Below are 16,209 nucleotides of genomic sequence, written 5' to 3'. Positions count from 1 at the left end.
CGTCTGTTCTGGCGCGGTGTCAGTCGGACTCGACGCGGTACGTCGTCTGCCGGATACTCACCGATCGGCGGATCTCGACGCGGAGCCGTTCGCGCAGACCGTCCGGGGCGTGGTCCCCGCCGCACTTGCGGCTGATCAGCTCCTTCAGCTGCTGCTGCACCCCGTAGTGCTCGAGGCAGGACGGGCACGCGTTCACGTGGCCCTCCAGTCGCTCGCGCGCACCGGCGTCGCACTCGTTGTCGAGGAGAAGCCAGATGTCTGCCAGGACCGCGGAGCAGTCCAGGTTCTCGAATTCACTCTCGCCGGCGCCACTCATTTCGCCACCTCGCTGGTCCGTCCGAAACCACGCTCCCGAGCGACGTCGGCCAGCAGATCGCGCAACTGGCGGCGGCCGCGGTGCAGACGCGACATGACGGTGCCGATCGGGGTGTCCATGATCTCGGCGATCTCCTTGTACGGGAGCCCTTCGACGTCGGCGTAATACACGGCCATCCGGAAGTCCTCCGGCAGCTTGCTCAACGCCTCTTTGATCTCGTCGTCCGGCAACGCGTCGAGCGCCTCGATCTCCGCCGAACGCAGACCCGTGGACGTGTGCTCCGCGTTGGCCGCGAGCTGCCAGTCGGTGATCTCGTCGGTCGGATACTGCGCCGGCTGGCGCTGCTTCTTGCGGTAGGAGTTGATGTAGGTGTTCGTCAGGATCCGGTACAACCAGGCCTTGAGATTGGTGCCCTCGCGGAACGACGCGAACGCCGAGAACGCCTTGATGTAGGTCTCCTGCACCAGGTCTTCGGCGTCGGCCGGGTTGCGCGTCATGCGCAGCGCGGCACCGTACATCTGGTCGAGGAGGGGCAACGCGTCCCGCTCGAACCGCTCGGTGAGCTGCTCGGGCGTCTCGGCCGGTGCTGGACTGTCAGATGACACGAACTTCCCTTCGCCGGAAATGTGCTCCACCAAGTCTAGCGATCCACGCGCCGCGGGGGCGCCCTCCGGCCGTCCACGCACGGTCGCACCACGGTCCAGGGTTGCTGCAGCCACGCCTGCGCCACCTCCTTCAGTCCGTCCACCCGAGTCGGGTCGTTCGCTCATCGACTCGGTCAACAACCCGTCCGCGCAGTTTGTTCCGGCGTGCCAGCATTGAAGGATGTGCGGACGCTATGCAGTGACCACCGACCCGGCCAGACTCGCCGCCGAGATCGACGCGGTGAACGAGGTGCCTGCGGACACGGTACGGGAGTCGTACAACGTCGCGCCGACCACGACGGTGATGACGGTGGTGCAACGCCACGAGCACGGTCGGCCCGACGACATCCCCGCGCGGCGCGTGCGGGCGATGCGGTGGGGCCTGGTGCCGTCGTGGACGAAGGAACTGGGCAAGGGGCCGCTGCTGTTCAACGCACGCGCCGAGACCCTCGCCGACAAACCGGCCTTCCGCGGGTCGCTGGGAGGCAAGCGGTGCCTGGTGCCGATGGACGGCTGGTACGAGTGGAAGCCCGGTCCGCCGGGAGCGAACGGCAAACCGACCAAGGTCCCGTTCTACATGACGCCCGCCGACGGCACCCGCCTGTTCATGGGCGGTCTGTGGGCGGCGTGGCGGCCGGCGCAGGCCCGCGCCGCCGGCGACGATTCGCAGTGGATCTCGAGTACGACGATCATCACCACCGACTCGGTGGGGCCGTTGCGCGAAGTCCATGACCGAATGCCGCTGATCATGCCGGTGGAGTTCTGGGACGCCTGGCTCGATCCCGATCACCGCGCGGATCCCGATCTGTTGGCGCCGCCGGCCGCCGAGTTGGCCGAGGCGATCGAGATCCGCGAGGTGTCGAGCCTGGTGAACCGTGTCGCAAACGACGGTCCCGAACTTCTCGAACCCGTCGGAACCGTGGGATAGTCGGTGGCCATGAGCCCTGAACGTCCCGGATTCCTGCAGAAGATCGGCTATCTGCTCGGCCGACCGCTGCCCGGATCGATGCGGGACTGGATCGTCGAGGACCTCACCGGTCCGGGACATATCCGTCGCTACGTGATCCGCGGGCTGCTGCCGGTGATCCCCCTGTTCGTCGCCTTCATGTTCATTCCGGGGATGCTGTGGGTGAAGCTGGGAATGGTGGTTCTGCTACTGATCCCGTTCCTGTACTTCCAGGTGGCGCTCAGCCGCGTCTACCGCCGACATCTGCTGGTCAACAACGGCCTCGACCCGGCGCTGCTCGACAAGGTCAGGATCCAGCGCGCCGATTCGATTCACGACGAGTACCGCGAGCGGTACGGGCGCTGAGCGGTAGTCGGGCAGCCGCCGCGGCGAGGATGCGCGCGAGGTCGCCGGGACGACTCCACATCGGCCAGTGTCCGGTCGGCAGGTCGACGAAGTCGACGTTCTCGAGGTTCAACACCTCGGCGAACATCGGGTGACCCGCTTCGGCCGACTCCATGATCCGCGCTGCCGGAATCGAGCAGCACACCAGAGTGGCCGGGACCGCCAGACGCGCGTCGTCGGTGAGTTCCACGCGCCCGCGCAGCACCGGACCGGGGCTCCGGCACTGCCCTGACTCGAAAACGGTCGAGAGCGTCGGGGCTCAGGCCCTCGAGATTGGCCTGCTGCCCGAGCACGTCGAAGGGCGGCAGGGGGAGCTCGTCCGAGTCGTCGGACGCATCCGGTGCGAAGACGCTGCCGGAGGCGACCGGCCCACTGTCGACCCACACCACCCGGCCGATGAGTCCGGGATGGCGATCGAGCACAAGGCTCATCGGAGAATTGGCTCCGCTGTGCGCCACGACGACCACCGGCTGTGTCTCGGAGGCCTCAGCCCGGGTCATGGCCTGCTCGATCGCCGCCACTTGGTCATCGAGCGTTCTGGACGCCCTATGATCGCCGGGTCAGGTCTGACGGACGTAGGCGATACCCCTCCCCCACCGGTGCCGCGAGATCACGAGTACACGTAATCACTGACCGGGAAGTTGGCCTGCTCGTACAGCGTCGTCAGGGTCGCGTTGGGCCGCAGGAGCGTCGCCTCACCGTGCTGGTTGAAGTAGTAGCTGCGCGACGTGGAGCAATCACCGGCGTAGAACACCGACGATGCGAGGTTTCGGGTCGCGCGGTCGAGGAACTCGGCATTGGCCCGCTCCGTGACCTCGAAGCGAGTCGCACCGCGGCGGCGCATCTCCCCGAACAGCCTCGCGATGTGCTTCATCTGGCCTTCGATGGTGGTGAAGTACGACAATCCGCTGTACGAGTACGGGCTGTTCAGCGTCAGGAAGTTCGGGAACTTCGGAACACTGATCCCCTCGTACGCCTGAAACCTGCCCTCGCGCCACCACTTCCCGAGATCGCGGCCGTCACGGCCGACGATCGTGAACGCGGGAAAGTTCACATCCCACAGGTTGAACCCAGTCGCCAGGACCAGGGTGTCGACGTCGACCCGCCGTCCGTCGGCCAGGACGATTCCGCCGGGCACGACGGAATCGATCGTGGCCGTCTCGAGATGGACGGTCGGCTGGTTGAACACGCGGAAGTACGTGTTGGAGAACGTCGGCCGCTTGCAACCGAAGTCGTAATGCGGCGTCAACGCTCTCCTGATCGCCTCGTCGCGCACCTGCAGCCGCATGTGGGTCTTCGCGAGCAGCGCCGCGAGCCGATTGCCCGGCTTGGCCTGCCGGTAGTGCAGCACCCCGAATACCATCAACGCCTCGAGCAGCGAGGTGTTGACCGCGCGGGCCGCCTTCTGCGCCAACGGGATCCGGGCGAAGAGATGCTGCACGGGACGCGGGATCGGAAAGTCGATCTTCGGCACCACCCAGATGGGCGTCCGTTGGAAGACAGTGAGTTCGCGCGCCGTGCGGGCGATCTCGGGAATCAACTGCACCGCGGTGGCACCGGTCCCGATCACCGCGGCGCGCTTGCCGCCGAAGTCGTATCCGTCGGGCCACGCCGTGGTGTGAATGATGTCGCCCGCGAAGGTGTCGATCCCCGGGAAGTCGGGGGTGTGCGGCTGCGAGAGGAACCCGGTCGCGGTCACCAGGTACCGGGCCGTGCGGACTGTACCGTCGGCGGTGCGCACGGCCCAGCACTCCTTCGCCTCGTCCCAGTCGGCGCGCTCGACGACCGCCCCGAACTCCATATGGCGCCGGAGGTCGTACTTGTCGGCGACGTGTTCGGCGTACCTCTTGAGTTCGGCTCCGGGCGCGAACAGCCGCGACCAGTAGGGGTTGGGTTCGAAGGAGTACGAGTAGGTGACCGATGCGATGTCGACGGCCAGTCCCGGATAGTGGTTCACGTGCCAGGTGCCGCCGAGGTCGTCCTCCCGTTCGAGGATCGCGATGTCGTCGACGCCGAGCCGTTTGAACTCGATTCCCGCGCCCATGCCGCCGAAGCCCGCTCCGACGATCACCACCTCGTGGTCGACCCGTCGCTGACTCATCACCGTCTCCGATCCACGAACCTCTTTAGTGTGACGTGCAGTACACGTTAACTCGCGAGGCCGACGATGAACAGGTTCCGCGATCGCCGCGAGCATCGTTTGCGGGCCGGGGCACGGTTGGCATGATGGATTCGAGGGCCCGCATGCACGAGCCCTTCGCCCACCAGGCGCGCGAAGGGCGGGCCGGCCGCACGATCAGGGCCGAATCCGATTGACACACAAGAGAGTTGGAGCAGACATGGCCAAGAAGATCATTGCCACCGGTTACGGCGACCCGGCCGACGTCCTCGCGGTGACCGACGTCGACGTCCCCTCCCCCGGCCCCACCGACGTGGTCGTCGCCGTGCGCGCCGCCGGTCTCAACCCGTACGACGTGAAGCTCGTGCGCGGCGTCATGGGCACCAAACCCGAGAAGCTCCCGCTGTCGCTCGGCGCCGAGGTCGCGGGCGTCGTCCATGCCGCGGGCGCGGAGTCCGGATACCGAGCCGGCGACGAGGTGGTCGTCTACCCGGCGGCGGCCGCACTCGCCGAGTACGTCCTCGCCGACGCCGATCGCGTCCACCGCAAGCCGGCCGATCTAGGCTTCGCCGAGGCGTCGTCGTTGCTCTTGGCCGGCGTCACCGCGGTCGACACGCTCGCCACCCTCGGTGTCACCGGAGACGACGTCCTGTTGGTTCACGGTGGCGCCGGTGCGGTCGGGTCGATCGTCGTGAGCGAGGCGGTGGCCGCCGGAGCCACGGTCATCGCCACGGCCTCCGACCGCAACCACGATCATCTGCGCGAGTCGGGCGCGGTCCCGGTGGCGTACGGAGAGGGACTGGCCGAGGCCATCACCGAGGCTCGGGACGGCAAGCGCGTCACCGGGGTGATCGACACCGTCGGCACCGACGAGGCGATCGACGTCTCCCTCGACCTCGTCGCGCCGCACCGGATCGTGAGCGTTGCCGCGTGGGGCAGAGTCGACGACGGCATCGTCGTCGTCGACGGAAGCAGCGAGCAGAGTCGCCACCATCGCCGTGCGGCAGTCGAGCCGCTCCTCGAGGACGCCGCTTCCGGACGGATCACTGTCGATATCGCCCGCACCTTCGGGTTCGACGATGCGGCCGAGGCCTTCGACGAACTGCTCGGTGCGCACCCTCGCGGGAAGTACGTCTTCGAACCGAAATAGCGGGCGTTCGTACGGGGCGGCGTCAGGACTTGCGGCCGCCGAAGAAGAGCGCTCCCGCGCCGACGATCGCCAGCCCGATGAGGACCACCCAGAACGCGGCCTTCAGCAGCGGGCCGATGATCGACAGGGCGATCAGCACGGCGATGACGATCAGCACGATCTTCCAGACCGACGTGCTGTTGGACTTCCGGGGTTCCAGGTTTGTACTCATGACTCCACGGTGGTCGCTCCCGGCCGATATGTCACCCCTCGACCGCCGATACCAGGGAAAGTTCAGGGTCCTCCCGGACCGGTGGAATACCGAGAGGGCCCGCGGGCGTTGGTCGTTGAATGGCAGAGAACACGATTCCGGAGATCACCCTCAACAACGACGTCCGCATTCCGCAACTCGGGTTCGGCGTCTTCCAGATCGCACCCGCCGACACCAAGGAGGCCGTCCTGACGGCCTTGGAAGCCGGTTATCGCCACATCGACACCGCCCAGATGTACGGCAACGAGCGCGAGGTGGGCGAGGCCGTCCGAGAGTCCGGGCTCGACCGCGCCGAGATCTTCGTGACCAGCAAGCTCAACAACAACGCGCATGATCCGGAGGCGGCTCGCGACGCCACCGCGCGCAGCATCGACGCACTGGGCATCGGCCCGATGGATCTGTATCTGGTCCACTGGCCGATGCCCGCGGTCGGCGACTTCACCGATACCTGGCGTGCCATGGAGCGCTTCTACGAGGACGGACAGACGCGTGCGATCGGCGTCTCGAACTTCCAGATCGGACACCTCGAGCGACTGCTCGCCGAGACCGAGGTGGTGCCCGCGGTGAATCAGATCGAGGTCCACCCGTACCTCTCTCAGACCGAACTGCGCGAGTACAACGCGTCCAAGGGCATCGAGACCGAAGCGTGGTCGCCCATCGCCCAGGGCGACGTTCTCGACGACCCGGAGTTGAAGGCGATCGCGGCGCAGACGGGCCGGACGGTCGCGCAGGTGGTGCTGCGGTGGCATGTCCAGCTCGGCAACATCGTCTTTCCGAAGTCGACCACCCCGTCACGGATCGTCGAGAACCGGGACATCTTCGACTTCGAACTGACCGACGAGCAGATGTCCCGCATCGATTCGCTCAACGCCGACCGTCGCCGCGGCCCGAACCCGGACGAGTTCAACTGGATTCCCGAGTGAGCCCCGCACCCCGATAGCCCGAGGATCGATCCGGACTCCCCGCGCACCGGCGCGCGCACGACGCCGACCGGTGCGCGGGGATTCTGGTGTGCCGACCGCGCCGCATAGCATCGACGGTATGAAGTTCTCCCGCCGCGCCGAAGCCGTCAGCCCGTTCTACGCGATGGAATTCGGCAAGCACGCCGCGGCGCTCGAGGCACAGGGGCATCACGTCGTGAAGCTCAATCTCGGTGAACCCGATTTCGGAGCGCCTCCGGCGTTTCTGCGCGAGGTCCGGCGCATCAGCGACGGGCGGCCCCTCCCCTACACCGGTGCTCTCGGCCTCGACGACCTGCGGCGGGCGATCGCCGGATTCACCACCGAGCACTTCGGTGCACGAGTGGCGCCGGAACGCGTCGTGGTCACCACCGGTGCCTCGGCGGCGCTGCTCCTGTCCTGCGCGGCCCTGATCGATCCCGGTGACGAGGTGCTGGTGGCCGACCCCTCGTACCCGTGCAACCGGCGTTTCGCCGAGAGCTTCGGCGGCCGAGTGCGGTTGCTGGAGACCTCGCCGGCGACGCGTTTCCAGCTCGACGCGCAAACGGTGGCAGACCGATGGCGCCCCGAGACGCGCGGGGTGATGGCGGCGACTCCGTCGAATCCCACGGGTACGTCACTGCCGCACACCGAGCTGGTCGAGTTGTGCGGAACGGTCTCCGAACGCGGAGGGTGGCGCATCGTCGACGAGATCTACCTCGGCCTGGCCGATGACGGGCCGGACGGGCCGCCCCGCAGTGTCGCGGCCGACGACCCGGGCGCCATCGTGATCAACAGCTTCTCGAAGTACTTCGGTATGACGGGCTGGCGGCTCGGATGGGCCATCGTGCCGGAGGCGATGATCCCCGTCGCCGAGCGGCTCGCCCAGAACTACTACATCTGCCCGCCGACACCGTCTCAAGTCGCCGCGCTCACGTGCTTCGAGCCCGAGACCCTCGCAGTGGCCGAGGACCGTCGCGCTCAGTTCCGGGCACGTCGCCGACTGGTTCTCGACGGGCTGGAGCGCATCGGTCTCGATGTGCCGGTCCGGCCCGACGGCGCCTTCTACGTCTACCTCGACGTGTCGGGCACCGGGCTCACGTCCAGCGAGTTCTGCGAGACCGCCCTCGCGCAGGCCCACGTGGCGCTGACCCCCGGCAAGGACTTCGGCGACGCCGGAGCGGAGCGCTTCGTCCGGCTCAGCTACGCGGCGTCCGAAGAGGATCTCGCCCTGGCGATCGACCGACTGGGCGACCTGATGAACCGGATCTGATCGCGGCGTTCTGCCCGACAGGCTAAGAATGTCGCATGCGCCTTCGACGACGGTCCCTGTTCGCCTCGGTCGCGATCGCGACGGTCTCGGGCGTAGCCTCGTGCACCGCGGCACCGCCCGACATGGGCGAACTCCCGCCGACCGCGATCGCGGCGATCTCCGTCGGTCAGGTGGTTCTGCCGAACCCGACCTCGGCCGCGAACGTGATCGTCGCGTTCGACGCGAAAGGCGACGAGGTCGGCCGGATCACCGGCGGCAGCGAGTACGACTCGACCGTGGCGCGGCTCGGCGACGGGATCTTCGGCATCGCCGGAAGCGGTGCCGTGGTGCTGCGGCCCGGGGAGAAGACCGTGACCGGCCCCGGAGGCCGCCGACGCATCGTCGGCTCCGCAACCGACCCCGACACCGGGCACGCCGTCATGTGGAACACCTTCGACACCACCCGGTACGTGCTCGTCGATCCCCACCGCAAGCCGTTCGGATCCGAGATCCCGGGCCGGCTCGCCATGGTCGCGCACTGTGAACACGGCTGGTACGCGGCCACCACCGAGACCGGACGCCCCTCGTCACGCGTCCAGCTCCGGCGCCTCGGCGAACCTGGCGCGAGCGTCGCGGTCGACCTGCCTGCGGATGTCTTCACCCGACTGCCGGCGGTCTGCGCCCCGAACGGTCGCGACCTCATCACGCTGCTGAAACCGATCGACGACGACACCGGCCCGCTACTGATGTCCATCGATCCCGAAACCGGGCGAACGGTGTCTCGCGAATTGGCCGGGCCGGATCATCCGTTGCGCGGCCATGTTCAGGCCTTCACCCGTCTCGACCACGATGTGTACCTCATCGGCTCGGACAACGGGGTGTACCGGTCACCGGTGTCCGGAGAACCCGCGGCGCCGGACAAGGTCTGGCAACTCCCCGGCGCCCACTCGACGACCAGGATGTTCGTGAGCGGAGCCAAGGTGCTCGTGGTATCCGGGCGAGACGAACCCGCCTACGGCGAGTACGACCTGCGGACCGGACGCCAGATCCGCGCACCGATTCGGCTCCCGTGGCTGCCGGGTCTCACCGACGGAGGGATCGACGTCACCGGCGCCGCGGACGTCATACGCTCAGCGCCTCGGCCAACCGCTCCACGAACACCGCCTGGGCGGCGTTGAGCTTGATCCGCGCCGCGTCAGCCCCGAACCACTCCCCACGGTCGATCTCGGGGAACTCCTGCACCCGGCCCGACTTGGGCGGCCACACCGTCTCGAAGGTGTTGCTCACGATGGCGCCGGCGTCGAGATCGCCCTCGAGTGCGAAGCCGACGACGCGTTTGCCGCTGCGCAGTCGGACCTCGCCGAGGTCGATTGCCGGGCCGTCGGGCGCAGGCCGACCGGTCTCTTCGGCGAACTCGCGGCGGGCGGCCGCGAGCGGCTCCTCGCCCTCGTCGATCAGCCCCTTCGGGATCGACCACGCACCGTCGTCCCTGCGTGCGAAGAACGGGCCGCCCGGATGCACCAGCAGCACCTCGAATCCCGCCGGCCGACGGCGGTAGAGCAGGATTCCGGCGCTGAACTGGGCCTTGGGCATGCGACCAGGGTAGGCCCCACGACTACGGTGGAGCCATGGAGATCCTTTCGAGCCGGACCCTGCTGATCTCACCCGACCCCGAGGCGCTGACCGCCTTCTACCGCGACCGACTGCGACTGGCGGTGGCCCGCGAGTACCCGGGCGGCACCGTCTTCCACGCGGGCACGGGTCTGATCGAGATTCCCGCGCACATGGCCGCCACCGCCGCCGGCGAGACCGGTGACGTGCTGTGGCTGCAAGTCCGCGACATCGCCGCCACCCGGGAGGCCCTCGCCGCCGAACAGGTCCCGATCGTCGCCGAACCGGAGACCAAACCGTGGGGCCTGATCGAGATGACCGTGGCCGATCCCGATGGGCGCCGCCTGATCGTGGTCGAGATCCCCGCGGACCATCCGCTGCGCCGGGACGTGCGCGGTTGACGACGTGAGAGACTGAAACCCATGAGCAATTGGGTCGCGCCCTTCCTTGACCGCCCCGTCGACTCCGTGGTCGACCTCCCCGGCTCCAAGTCCATCACCAATCGCGCGCTCATCCTGGCCGCGCTCGCCACCGGCCCGTCCCGCATCACCGGCACCCTCCGATCCCGCGACACCGACCTCATGCTCGATGGACTCGCCGCCATCGGGGTCGGCGTCGACTGCCACCCGGACGACCCGACCACCGTCGACATCACTCCGCGTCCCCTGCATGCCGGCTCCATCGACTGCGGCCTGGCCGGGACCGTGATGCGTTTCCTGCCCGCGGTGGCGGCGCTCGCGACCGGCGACGTGACCTTCGACGGCGACGAACAGGCGCGCAGCCGACCGCTCGGCACCGTCCTCGACGCGCTCCGTGCGCTCGGCGCCGAGATCGACGGCGACGGGCTGCCGTTCACCGTTCACGGCCGGGGCGGGGTGCCGGGCGGACCGGTCACCATCGACGCATCGGCCTCGTCCCAGTTCGTCTCCGGTCTTCTGCTGTCGGCCGCCCGTTTCGAATCCGGCATCTCGATCACCCACTCCGGGGCACCGGTGCCGTCCATGCCGCACATCGACATGACCGTGGAAATGCTCGAAAAGGCCGGCGTCCGAGTGGAGTTCGATGCGACGGCCACCCGCTGGCGGGTGGCGCCGACGGCCGTCACAGCCGTCGACTGGACAGTGGAGCCGGACCTGTCGAACGCTGCCGCCTTCCTCGCGGCCGCACCGGCCACCGGCGGGCGGGTCAGCGTGCCGCGCTGGCCCGCCACCACCACCCAGCCGGGGTCCGCGATCGTCGGCATTCTGGAACGGATGGGCGCTTCGGTCGTCCACGCGCCCGACGGCCTCCTCACGGTCCGCGGCAACGGCCGCCCGAGGGCGATCGAGGTGGATCTGCACGAGGTGGGCGAGTTGACTCCGACGGTCGCCGCCCTGTGCGCGCTCGCCGACGGCACCTCCGTACTGCGCGGCATCGCCCACCTCCGAGGCCACGAGACCGATCGGCTCTCCGCGTTGAGCACCGAGATCAACCGCATCGGCGGGCAGTGCCGGGAGACTGACGACGGCCTCGTCATCACCGGGCGCGAGGCAGCCGACCTGGAACCCGCACTCTGGCACAGTTACGCCGACCACCGCATGGCCACGGCGGGCGCCCTCATCGGCCTCCGCGTCGACGGTCTCACCGTCGAGAACGTCGAGACCACCGCGAAGACCCTGCCCGATTTCGTGAAGATGTGGGAGGCGATGGCGGGGACCGCATCGTGAGCACCCGGGCGGGAACGGTTCGCGGCCGCACCTACGACGAGTCCGACGTACGGATCCGGCCCGGCAAGGGCAGTCGGCCGCGCACCAAGAACCGTCCGGCGCACGACGACGCCGAGACGGCCATGGTGGTCTCGGTGGATCGCGGCCGCTGGGGTTGCGTTCTGGACGGCGATCCCTCCCGCCCGCTCGTCACCATGCGCGCCCGCGAACTCGGCCGGACGCCGATCGTGGTCGGCGACCGCGTGGGTGTCGTCGGCGACCTCTCCGGCCGCCCCGACACGCTCGCCCGCATCGTCCGGGTCGACGACCGCAGCACGGTGCTCCGCCGCACCGCGGACGACAACGATCCGTACGAGCGGATCGTGGTCGCCAACGCCGACCGATTGCTGATCGTCACCGCGCTGGCCGACCCGCCGCCCCGGACCGGTTTCGTCGAACGCGCCCTGGCCGCGGCGTACGCCGGCGGACTGTCGCCGATCCTGTGTCTGACCAAGTCAGATCTCGCCGAGCCAGAGGAGTTCGCCGCACACTTCGCCGACCTCGAACTGCCGGTGGTGACGGCGGGTCGCGACGACGACCTCGGTCCCCTGTGGGACACCCTCGACGGTCACCTCACCGCCCTCATCGGACACTCCGGCGTCGGCAAGTCGACTCTCGTCAACCGGCTCGTCCCCGATGCGGACCGGGCCACCGGCGAAGTGTCCGGCGTCGGCAAGGGCCGCCACACGTCGACACAATCGGTGGCACTGCCGCTGCCCGGAGAATCCCCCGGGGCGCCGCCGCGCGGCTGGGTGGTCGACACCCCGGGCATCCGCTCGTTCGGCCTCGCGCACGTGACGCCGGATCAGATCGTCGACGCCTTCGACGATCTGCGCGACGCGATCGACGACTGCCCGCGCGGCTGCACCCACCTCGGCCCGCCGGCCGATCCCGAATGTGCGCTCGACGCACTCACCGGCAGCTCCCATCGGCGGGCGATGGCCGTGCGGGAACTGCTCAGGTCCGCGACGTCCACCGCTGCGGACGAGACACCGGTTCAGCAGCCGGAGGGCTGACCGCGGACGGCGGCCAGCCGTGCGGCATCAGCGGCGCCGTTCGGTGCGCCGGCGGCTCCGTCGCCTGGCGCGCACTTGCGCCAGCGCGGTCTTGAGCCCGCCGCCGAGCTTCGGCAGTCCGTCGAACCGGCGCTCAGAGGCGGTCTCGGGCGCGTCGTCGCTGGTCGCGATGAGGAAGCGGTCCGGCAGCGCGAGTTTGTTGATGGTCCGCAGCGTACGGAGGTACTGCATGGTGAGCGAACCGGTGTTGTACGGCAGGTCGTACTTCTCGCACAATTCGCGCACCCGCACCGAGATCTCGGCCATCCGGTTGCTCGGCAGATCGGGGTACAGATGATGCTCGATCTGGTAGCAGAGGTTGCCGCTGAGGAAGGCCAGCGCGGGCCCGGCCTCGAAGTTGGCCGTCCCCAGCATCTGGCGCAGGTACCACTGGCCGGACGTCTCGTCCTCGAGTGTCTCGACGGTGAACTTCTCCGCACCGTCGGGGAAGTGCCCGCAGAAGATGACCACGTAGGCCCAGAGATTCCGGATGAGGTTGGCCGTCAGATTCGCTGTCAGCGTGCGCGTGAAGTTGGGGCCCGACAGCGCCGGGAACAGGACGTAGTCCTTGCCGATCTGCCGGACGATCTTGCGCGCGAACAATTCGATCTCCGGACGCGCCTGCTCCATCGGTTTGCGGCCGGCGATGACCTCTTTGAGGTCGAGGTCGTGCAGGCCGATGCCCCACTCGAAGGTGGCGGCGAGCATGAGATTGAACAGCGGCTGGAACGCGCGGCGGGGTTCCCACGGCTCGTCGCGCGTCACCCGGAGGATCTTGTAACCCACATCGTGATCCATGCCGATCACGTTGGTGTACTTGTGATGGATGTAGTTGTGGGAGTGCTTCCAGTGAGGTGAGGCGCAGACCATGTCCCACTCCCACGTCGTGGAGTGCACCTCGGGATCGTTCATCCAGTCCCACTGGCCGTGCATCACATTGTGGCCGAGTTCCATGTTCTCGATGATCTTGGCGACCGACAGTGCGCCGGTGCCGAGCAGCCACAGCGACCGGCGGTGGCTGCCGAGCAGTGCGAGCCGGCCCAGGACCTCGAGTCCGCGCTGGGCGTAGATGGTCCGCCGCAGGTAGCGGCGGTCCTGCTCGCCCAGACTCGACTCGATCTCGCGGCGCAGCATATCGAGTTCCGCACCCAGTGCCTCGACATCGGCGTCCGTCAGGTGCGCGTACTCATTGATATCTGAAATCGCCATCGATCACATTATGCCCGCGCGGGTGCGCGGCGGCTCCTCCGGCGCTCATTCAGGCTCACGATCGCAGTCTTGAGGCCCCGGCGACGTCCGGTCGCGGGATCGACCGTCGACACCAGACGCACCTGTTCGGACTCCTTGAACCGCCTCTCCGAGGCGGTCTCCGGAGCGTCGTCCACCGTGCCCGAGAGGTACTTGTTCGGCAACGACAGCTTGGCGATGGTGCGCCACGACTTCGCGTACTGCACGGGGAACGAACCCGTCGTGTACGGCAGGTCGTACTCCGCGCACAGCGCCTGCACCCGCACCGCGATCTCCGCGAGCCGATTGCTGGGCAGATCGGGGAAGATGTGGTGCTCGATCTGGTACGAGAGGTTCCCGCTCATGAAGGCCAGGACCGGGCCCGACCGGAAGTTGGCGCTTCCGAGCATCTGGCGCAGGTACCACTCACCGCGAGTCTCGCTGTCGACGTCCTGCTTGGTGAACTTCTCCGCACCGTCCGGGAAGTGCCCGCAGAAGATGACCGCGTTCGACCACACATTGCGGATCACGTTGGCCATCACATTCGCGGTGAAGGCCTTGCGGGCCCCGGAGCGCGAGCGGGTGACGGCCCCGACGAGCGCCGGGTACACCACGTAGTCCTTACCCGCCTGGCGCCCGATCTTGACGCCCACGTCGCGCAGGTCCTTCCGGAACTGGTCCTTCTCCTCCTGCGTCCGGCGCTTGCGTCCCAACTCGAGATGTTGCGCGGCGACACCGTACTGGAAAGCGAGCGCCAGGACCGTGTTGTAGGCGATGTTGCCGAGGTTGAACGGCCGCCAGCGCTGGTCGCGCGTCACGCGGAGCAGGCCGTAGCCCACATCGTCGTCCATGCCGAGCACGTTGGTGTACTTGTGATGGATGAAGTTGTGCGTGTGCTTCCAGTGAGCACTGGGTCCGGTGTTGTCCCATTCCCACGAAGTGGAATGCACCTCGGGATCGTTCATCCAATCCCACTGCCCGTGCATCACGTTGTGCCCGAGCTCCATGTTCTCGACAATCTTCGCGACTCCGAGAGCCGACGCCCCGGCCCACCACAGAGCCCGATTGCGCGCACCGAAGGTCAGCGCGCGACCGGCGGCCTCGAGCGTCCGCTGGAATGCGATCGTGTTGCGGATGTACCGCGCGTCGCGTTCACCGCGATCGGCTTCGATGTCCGCGCGGATCTGGTCGAGCTTCGCACCCAGTTCTTCGACGTCCGCGTCGGTCAGATGGGCGTATTCGGGGATGTCGGAGATCGCCATGCCACTCCTCGTTGCCTACGACTTCGTAACTTACGTAAGCGTAGGTTACGGTTCCGTAGGCTGTCCACCCCGCGACGACGTGGTCCACGTCATAGGCACCGATTCACACGTCGAGCGTGCAGTCTCCCGCCGCGGCGCTCACGCAGGTCTGGATGCGCTCACCCTCCACGTGCTCCACGCCCGTCCGCAGATCACGCACGCACCCCTTGTCGAGCATCACGACGCAGCTCTGGCAGATCCCCATGCGGCAGCCGAAGGGCATCAGCACGCCCGCCTGTTCGCCGGCCTCGAGAAGCGTCGTGGCACCGTCGACCTCGATCTGCCGATCCGGCGTGCCGAACGTGACGACGCCGCCCTCGGCACCGTGAGCACCGCGTTCCAGCGCGAACCGCTCGATGTGCAGATTCTCCTGAATACCCGCTTCGTCGAACTGTTCGCTGAGCATGTCCAGGAACCCGCCCGGACCACAGGCCCAGGTGGCGCGCTCGGCCCAATCCGGACACAGCGCTCGCAGCTGCGCCGGCGTCACCTTGCCGTCGGTGCGGGTGAACTGCAGGTGCAGGTCGATCAGGCCCTCGTCGGCCATCCGCCGGAGTTCGTCGCCGAAGAGCAGATCGTCCTCCGTGGGAACCGAGTGGATCAGCCGGACGTCGGCGCGCTGAGCGCGTCGGCGCATCGTGCGCAGCATCGAGATGATGGGCGTCAGACCGCTGCCCGCGGTCGCGAACAGGATCTTCTCCGGCAGCGGGTCGGGCAGGACGAATTCACCGGCGGGCGCCGCCAGGCGCACCACGGTGCCGGGTGCCAGCCCCTTCACCAGATGCGACGAGAGGAATCCCTCCGGCATCGCCTTCACCGTGATCGATACCGTCCGCTGCGCGCGCGACGACTCCGGCTCGGAGGTCAGTGAGTAGGAACGCCACGTCCAGCGTCCGTCGACCAGGACGCCGATGCCGATGTACTGGCCCGGGTGGTAGTCGAACGAGAAGCCCCAGCCCGGCCGGATGACGATGGTCGCGCTGTCCGCGGTCTCCTCGGTCACCGAGACCACCTTGCCGCGCAATTCCCTCGCCGACCACAGCGGATTGGCCAGGTGCAGGTAGTCGTCCGGCAACAGCGGGGTGGTCACGCGAGCGAAGGCCGCTCGAAGCAGCCGGGCACGCTTGTGCCTGGCCGCCACGTCGGCCGCCGGTGCCTCGAATCGTTCACGCCACGCCATCGCGCGCCTCCTCCGCCCGGTTCCGGGCCGCCCCGGAACACCTAACTTACGATTCCGTAGGTTAGCGTTT

Annotated in this window: 18 protein-coding genes; 9 read left to right on the top strand and 9 right to left on the bottom strand. The window is 68.1% G+C overall.

Annotated features, from left to right (window positions below; all coding sequences use genetic code 11):
* Positions 1-19: 19 nt before the first annotated feature.
* Together rsrA and ACE11G_RS04255 are read right to left on the bottom strand one after the other, a co-directional pair.
* Positions 20-316: a mycothiol system anti-sigma-R factor gene (gene rsrA / locus ACE11G_RS04260; RefSeq protein ID WP_045537950.1), complete on the bottom strand. Its 297-nt coding sequence runs from the start codon at positions 314-316 to the stop codon at positions 20-22.
* Complete coding sequence (locus ACE11G_RS04255) at positions 313-1,086, bottom strand: sigma-70 family RNA polymerase sigma factor (RefSeq protein WP_375003786.1); 774 nt, start codon at positions 1,084-1,086, stop codon at positions 313-315. The genes rsrA and ACE11G_RS04255 overlap by 4 nt, the downstream gene beginning before the upstream one ends.
* Before the next feature lie 55 nt (positions 1,087-1,141).
* Here ACE11G_RS04255 and ACE11G_RS04250 point away from each other — a divergent pair, with 55 nt between their 5' ends.
* Together ACE11G_RS04250 and ACE11G_RS04245 are read left to right on the top strand one after the other, a co-directional pair.
* Entirely contained in the window at positions 1,142-1,888 is a 747-nt protein-coding gene (locus ACE11G_RS04250) for an SOS response-associated peptidase (RefSeq protein ID WP_006895538.1), read from the top strand.
* A 9-nt stretch (positions 1,889-1,897) separates the two neighbouring features.
* Positions 1,898-2,272, top strand: coding sequence for a DUF5313 family protein (locus ACE11G_RS04245; RefSeq protein WP_045537954.1), 375 nt, complete (start codon positions 1,898-1,900; stop codon positions 2,270-2,272).
* Here the strand turns inward: ACE11G_RS04245 and ACE11G_RS04240 are convergent.
* Complete coding sequence (locus ACE11G_RS04240) at positions 2,214-2,516, bottom strand: hypothetical protein (protein WP_231875640.1); 303 nt, start codon at positions 2,514-2,516, stop codon at positions 2,214-2,216. The genes ACE11G_RS04245 and ACE11G_RS04240 overlap by 59 nt on opposite strands.
* A gap of 405 nt (positions 2,517-2,921) precedes the next feature.
* Positions 2,922-4,412: an NAD(P)/FAD-dependent oxidoreductase gene (locus ACE11G_RS04235; RefSeq protein ID WP_006895541.1), complete on the bottom strand. Its 1,491-nt coding sequence runs from the start codon at positions 4,410-4,412 to the stop codon at positions 2,922-2,924.
* 238 nt (positions 4,413-4,650) lie between these two features.
* On the opposite strand from ACE11G_RS04235, the gene ACE11G_RS04230 reads away from it, so the two are divergent.
* A complete protein-coding gene (locus ACE11G_RS04230) occupies positions 4,651-5,580 on the top strand; it encodes an NADP-dependent oxidoreductase (RefSeq protein WP_006895542.1) in 930 nt (309 codons plus the stop codon).
* 22 nt (positions 5,581-5,602) lie between these two features.
* Here the strand turns inward: ACE11G_RS04230 and ACE11G_RS04225 are convergent, their stop codons facing one another.
* A complete protein-coding gene (locus tag ACE11G_RS04225; RefSeq protein WP_039867048.1) occupies positions 5,603-5,791 on the bottom strand; it encodes a hypothetical protein in 189 nt (62 codons plus the stop codon).
* A 119-nt stretch (positions 5,792-5,910) separates the two neighbouring features.
* Here ACE11G_RS04225 and ACE11G_RS04220 point away from each other — a divergent pair, with 119 nt between their 5' ends.
* From ACE11G_RS04220 to ACE11G_RS04210, 3 genes are all read left to right on the top strand, one after another.
* Entirely contained in the window at positions 5,911-6,753 is an 843-nt protein-coding gene (locus ACE11G_RS04220) for an aldo/keto reductase (protein WP_006895543.1), read from the top strand.
* A gap of 118 nt (positions 6,754-6,871) precedes the next feature.
* Positions 6,872-8,041: an aminotransferase class I/II-fold pyridoxal phosphate-dependent enzyme gene (locus ACE11G_RS04215; protein ID WP_006895544.1), complete on the top strand. Its 1,170-nt coding sequence runs from the start codon at positions 6,872-6,874 to the stop codon at positions 8,039-8,041.
* Between the two features lie 35 nt (positions 8,042-8,076).
* Positions 8,077-9,198 (top strand): hypothetical protein, encoded by a 1,122-nt coding sequence (locus tag ACE11G_RS04210; protein WP_006895545.1) that lies wholly within the window; start codon positions 8,077-8,079, stop codon positions 9,196-9,198.
* On the opposite strand, the gene ACE11G_RS04205 is transcribed toward ACE11G_RS04210, so the two are convergent.
* Positions 9,143-9,613: an NUDIX domain-containing protein gene (locus ACE11G_RS04205; RefSeq protein ID WP_006895546.1), complete on the bottom strand. Its 471-nt coding sequence runs from the start codon at positions 9,611-9,613 to the stop codon at positions 9,143-9,145. The two genes, ACE11G_RS04210 and ACE11G_RS04205, sit on opposite strands and share 56 nt — an antisense overlap.
* Before the next feature lie 35 nt (positions 9,614-9,648).
* On the opposite strand from ACE11G_RS04205, the gene ACE11G_RS04200 reads away from it, so the two are divergent.
* The 3 genes from ACE11G_RS04200 to rsgA are packed head-to-tail and all read left to right on the top strand — an operon-like array spanning position 9,649 to position 12,392.
* Entirely contained in the window at positions 9,649-10,032 is a 384-nt protein-coding gene (locus ACE11G_RS04200) for a VOC family protein (RefSeq protein WP_006895547.1), read from the top strand.
* A gap of 21 nt (positions 10,033-10,053) precedes the next feature.
* Positions 10,054-11,337 (top strand): 3-phosphoshikimate 1-carboxyvinyltransferase, encoded by a 1,284-nt coding sequence (gene aroA, locus ACE11G_RS04195; RefSeq protein ID WP_006895548.1) that lies wholly within the window; start codon positions 10,054-10,056, stop codon positions 11,335-11,337.
* Entirely contained in the window at positions 11,334-12,392 is a 1,059-nt protein-coding gene (gene rsgA / locus ACE11G_RS04190) for a ribosome small subunit-dependent GTPase A (RefSeq protein WP_006895549.1), read from the top strand. Before aroA ends, rsgA begins: the two co-directional genes overlap by 4 nt.
* Before the next feature lie 27 nt (positions 12,393-12,419).
* On the opposite strand, the gene ACE11G_RS04185 is transcribed toward rsgA, so the two are convergent.
* The 3 genes from ACE11G_RS04185 to ACE11G_RS04175 all read right to left on the bottom strand — a co-directional run bounded on the left by ACE11G_RS04185 (position 12,420) and on the right by ACE11G_RS04175 (position 16,139).
* Positions 12,420-13,640 carry a fatty acid desaturase gene (locus ACE11G_RS04185; RefSeq protein WP_006895550.1) on the bottom strand — a complete coding sequence of 407 codons (1,221 nt, stop codon included), beginning with the start codon at positions 13,638-13,640 and terminating at the stop codon, positions 12,420-12,422.
* An 8-nt stretch (positions 13,641-13,648) separates the two neighbouring features.
* Entirely contained in the window at positions 13,649-14,920 is a 1,272-nt protein-coding gene (locus ACE11G_RS04180; protein ID WP_006895551.1) for a fatty acid desaturase, read from the bottom strand.
* A 103-nt stretch (positions 14,921-15,023) separates the two neighbouring features.
* Entirely contained in the window at positions 15,024-16,139 is a 1,116-nt protein-coding gene (locus ACE11G_RS04175; RefSeq protein WP_006895552.1) for a ferredoxin reductase, read from the bottom strand.
* Positions 16,140-16,209 lie beyond the last annotated feature (70 nt).

The sequence above is a fragment of the Gordonia sp. PS3 genome, from assembly GCF_041950545.1.
Classification (GTDB): domain Bacteria; phylum Actinomycetota; class Actinomycetes; order Mycobacteriales; family Mycobacteriaceae; genus Gordonia; species Gordonia sihwensis.
The sequence above is the reverse complement of the archived record's forward strand: the minus strand, read 5'-3'. Positions and strand labels throughout refer to the sequence as shown.

Excerpts from the sequence above, each read along its gene's own strand:
- rsrA (WP_045537950.1), bottom strand. The coding sequence starts at position 316 with ATGAGTGGCGCCGGCGAGAGTGAATTCGAGAACCTGGACTGCTCCGCG.
- ACE11G_RS04255 (WP_375003786.1), bottom strand. The coding sequence starts at position 1,086 with ATGAGCGAACGACCCGACTCGGGTGGACGGACTGAAGGAGGTGGCGCA.
- ACE11G_RS04250 (WP_006895538.1), top strand. The coding sequence starts at position 1,142 with ATGTGCGGACGCTATGCAGTGACCACCGACCCGGCCAGACTCGCCGCC.
- ACE11G_RS04245 (WP_045537954.1), top strand. The coding sequence starts at position 1,898 with ATGAGCCCTGAACGTCCCGGATTCCTGCAGAAGATCGGCTATCTGCTC.
- ACE11G_RS04235 (WP_006895541.1), bottom strand. The coding sequence starts at position 4,412 with ATGAGTCAGCGACGGGTCGACCACGAGGTGGTGATCGTCGGAGCGGGC.
- ACE11G_RS04230 (WP_006895542.1), top strand. The coding sequence starts at position 4,651 with ATGGCCAAGAAGATCATTGCCACCGGTTACGGCGACCCGGCCGACGTC.
- ACE11G_RS04225 (WP_039867048.1), bottom strand. The coding sequence starts at position 5,791 with ATGAGTACAAACCTGGAACCCCGGAAGTCCAACAGCACGTCGGTCTGG.
- ACE11G_RS04220 (WP_006895543.1), top strand. The coding sequence starts at position 5,911 with ATGGCAGAGAACACGATTCCGGAGATCACCCTCAACAACGACGTCCGC.
- ACE11G_RS04215 (WP_006895544.1), top strand. The coding sequence starts at position 6,872 with ATGAAGTTCTCCCGCCGCGCCGAAGCCGTCAGCCCGTTCTACGCGATG.
- ACE11G_RS04210 (WP_006895545.1), top strand. The coding sequence starts at position 8,077 with ATGCGCCTTCGACGACGGTCCCTGTTCGCCTCGGTCGCGATCGCGACG.
- ACE11G_RS04205 (WP_006895546.1), bottom strand. The coding sequence starts at position 9,613 with ATGCCCAAGGCCCAGTTCAGCGCCGGAATCCTGCTCTACCGCCGTCGG.
- ACE11G_RS04200 (WP_006895547.1), top strand. The coding sequence starts at position 9,649 with ATGGAGATCCTTTCGAGCCGGACCCTGCTGATCTCACCCGACCCCGAG.
- aroA (WP_006895548.1), top strand. The coding sequence starts at position 10,054 with ATGAGCAATTGGGTCGCGCCCTTCCTTGACCGCCCCGTCGACTCCGTG.
- ACE11G_RS04185 (WP_006895550.1), bottom strand. The coding sequence starts at position 13,640 with ATGGCGATTTCAGATATCAATGAGTACGCGCACCTGACGGACGCCGAT.
- ACE11G_RS04180 (WP_006895551.1), bottom strand. The coding sequence starts at position 14,920 with ATGGCGATCTCCGACATCCCCGAATACGCCCATCTGACCGACGCGGAC.
- ACE11G_RS04175 (WP_006895552.1), bottom strand. The coding sequence starts at position 16,139 with ATGGCGTGGCGTGAACGATTCGAGGCACCGGCGGCCGACGTGGCGGCC.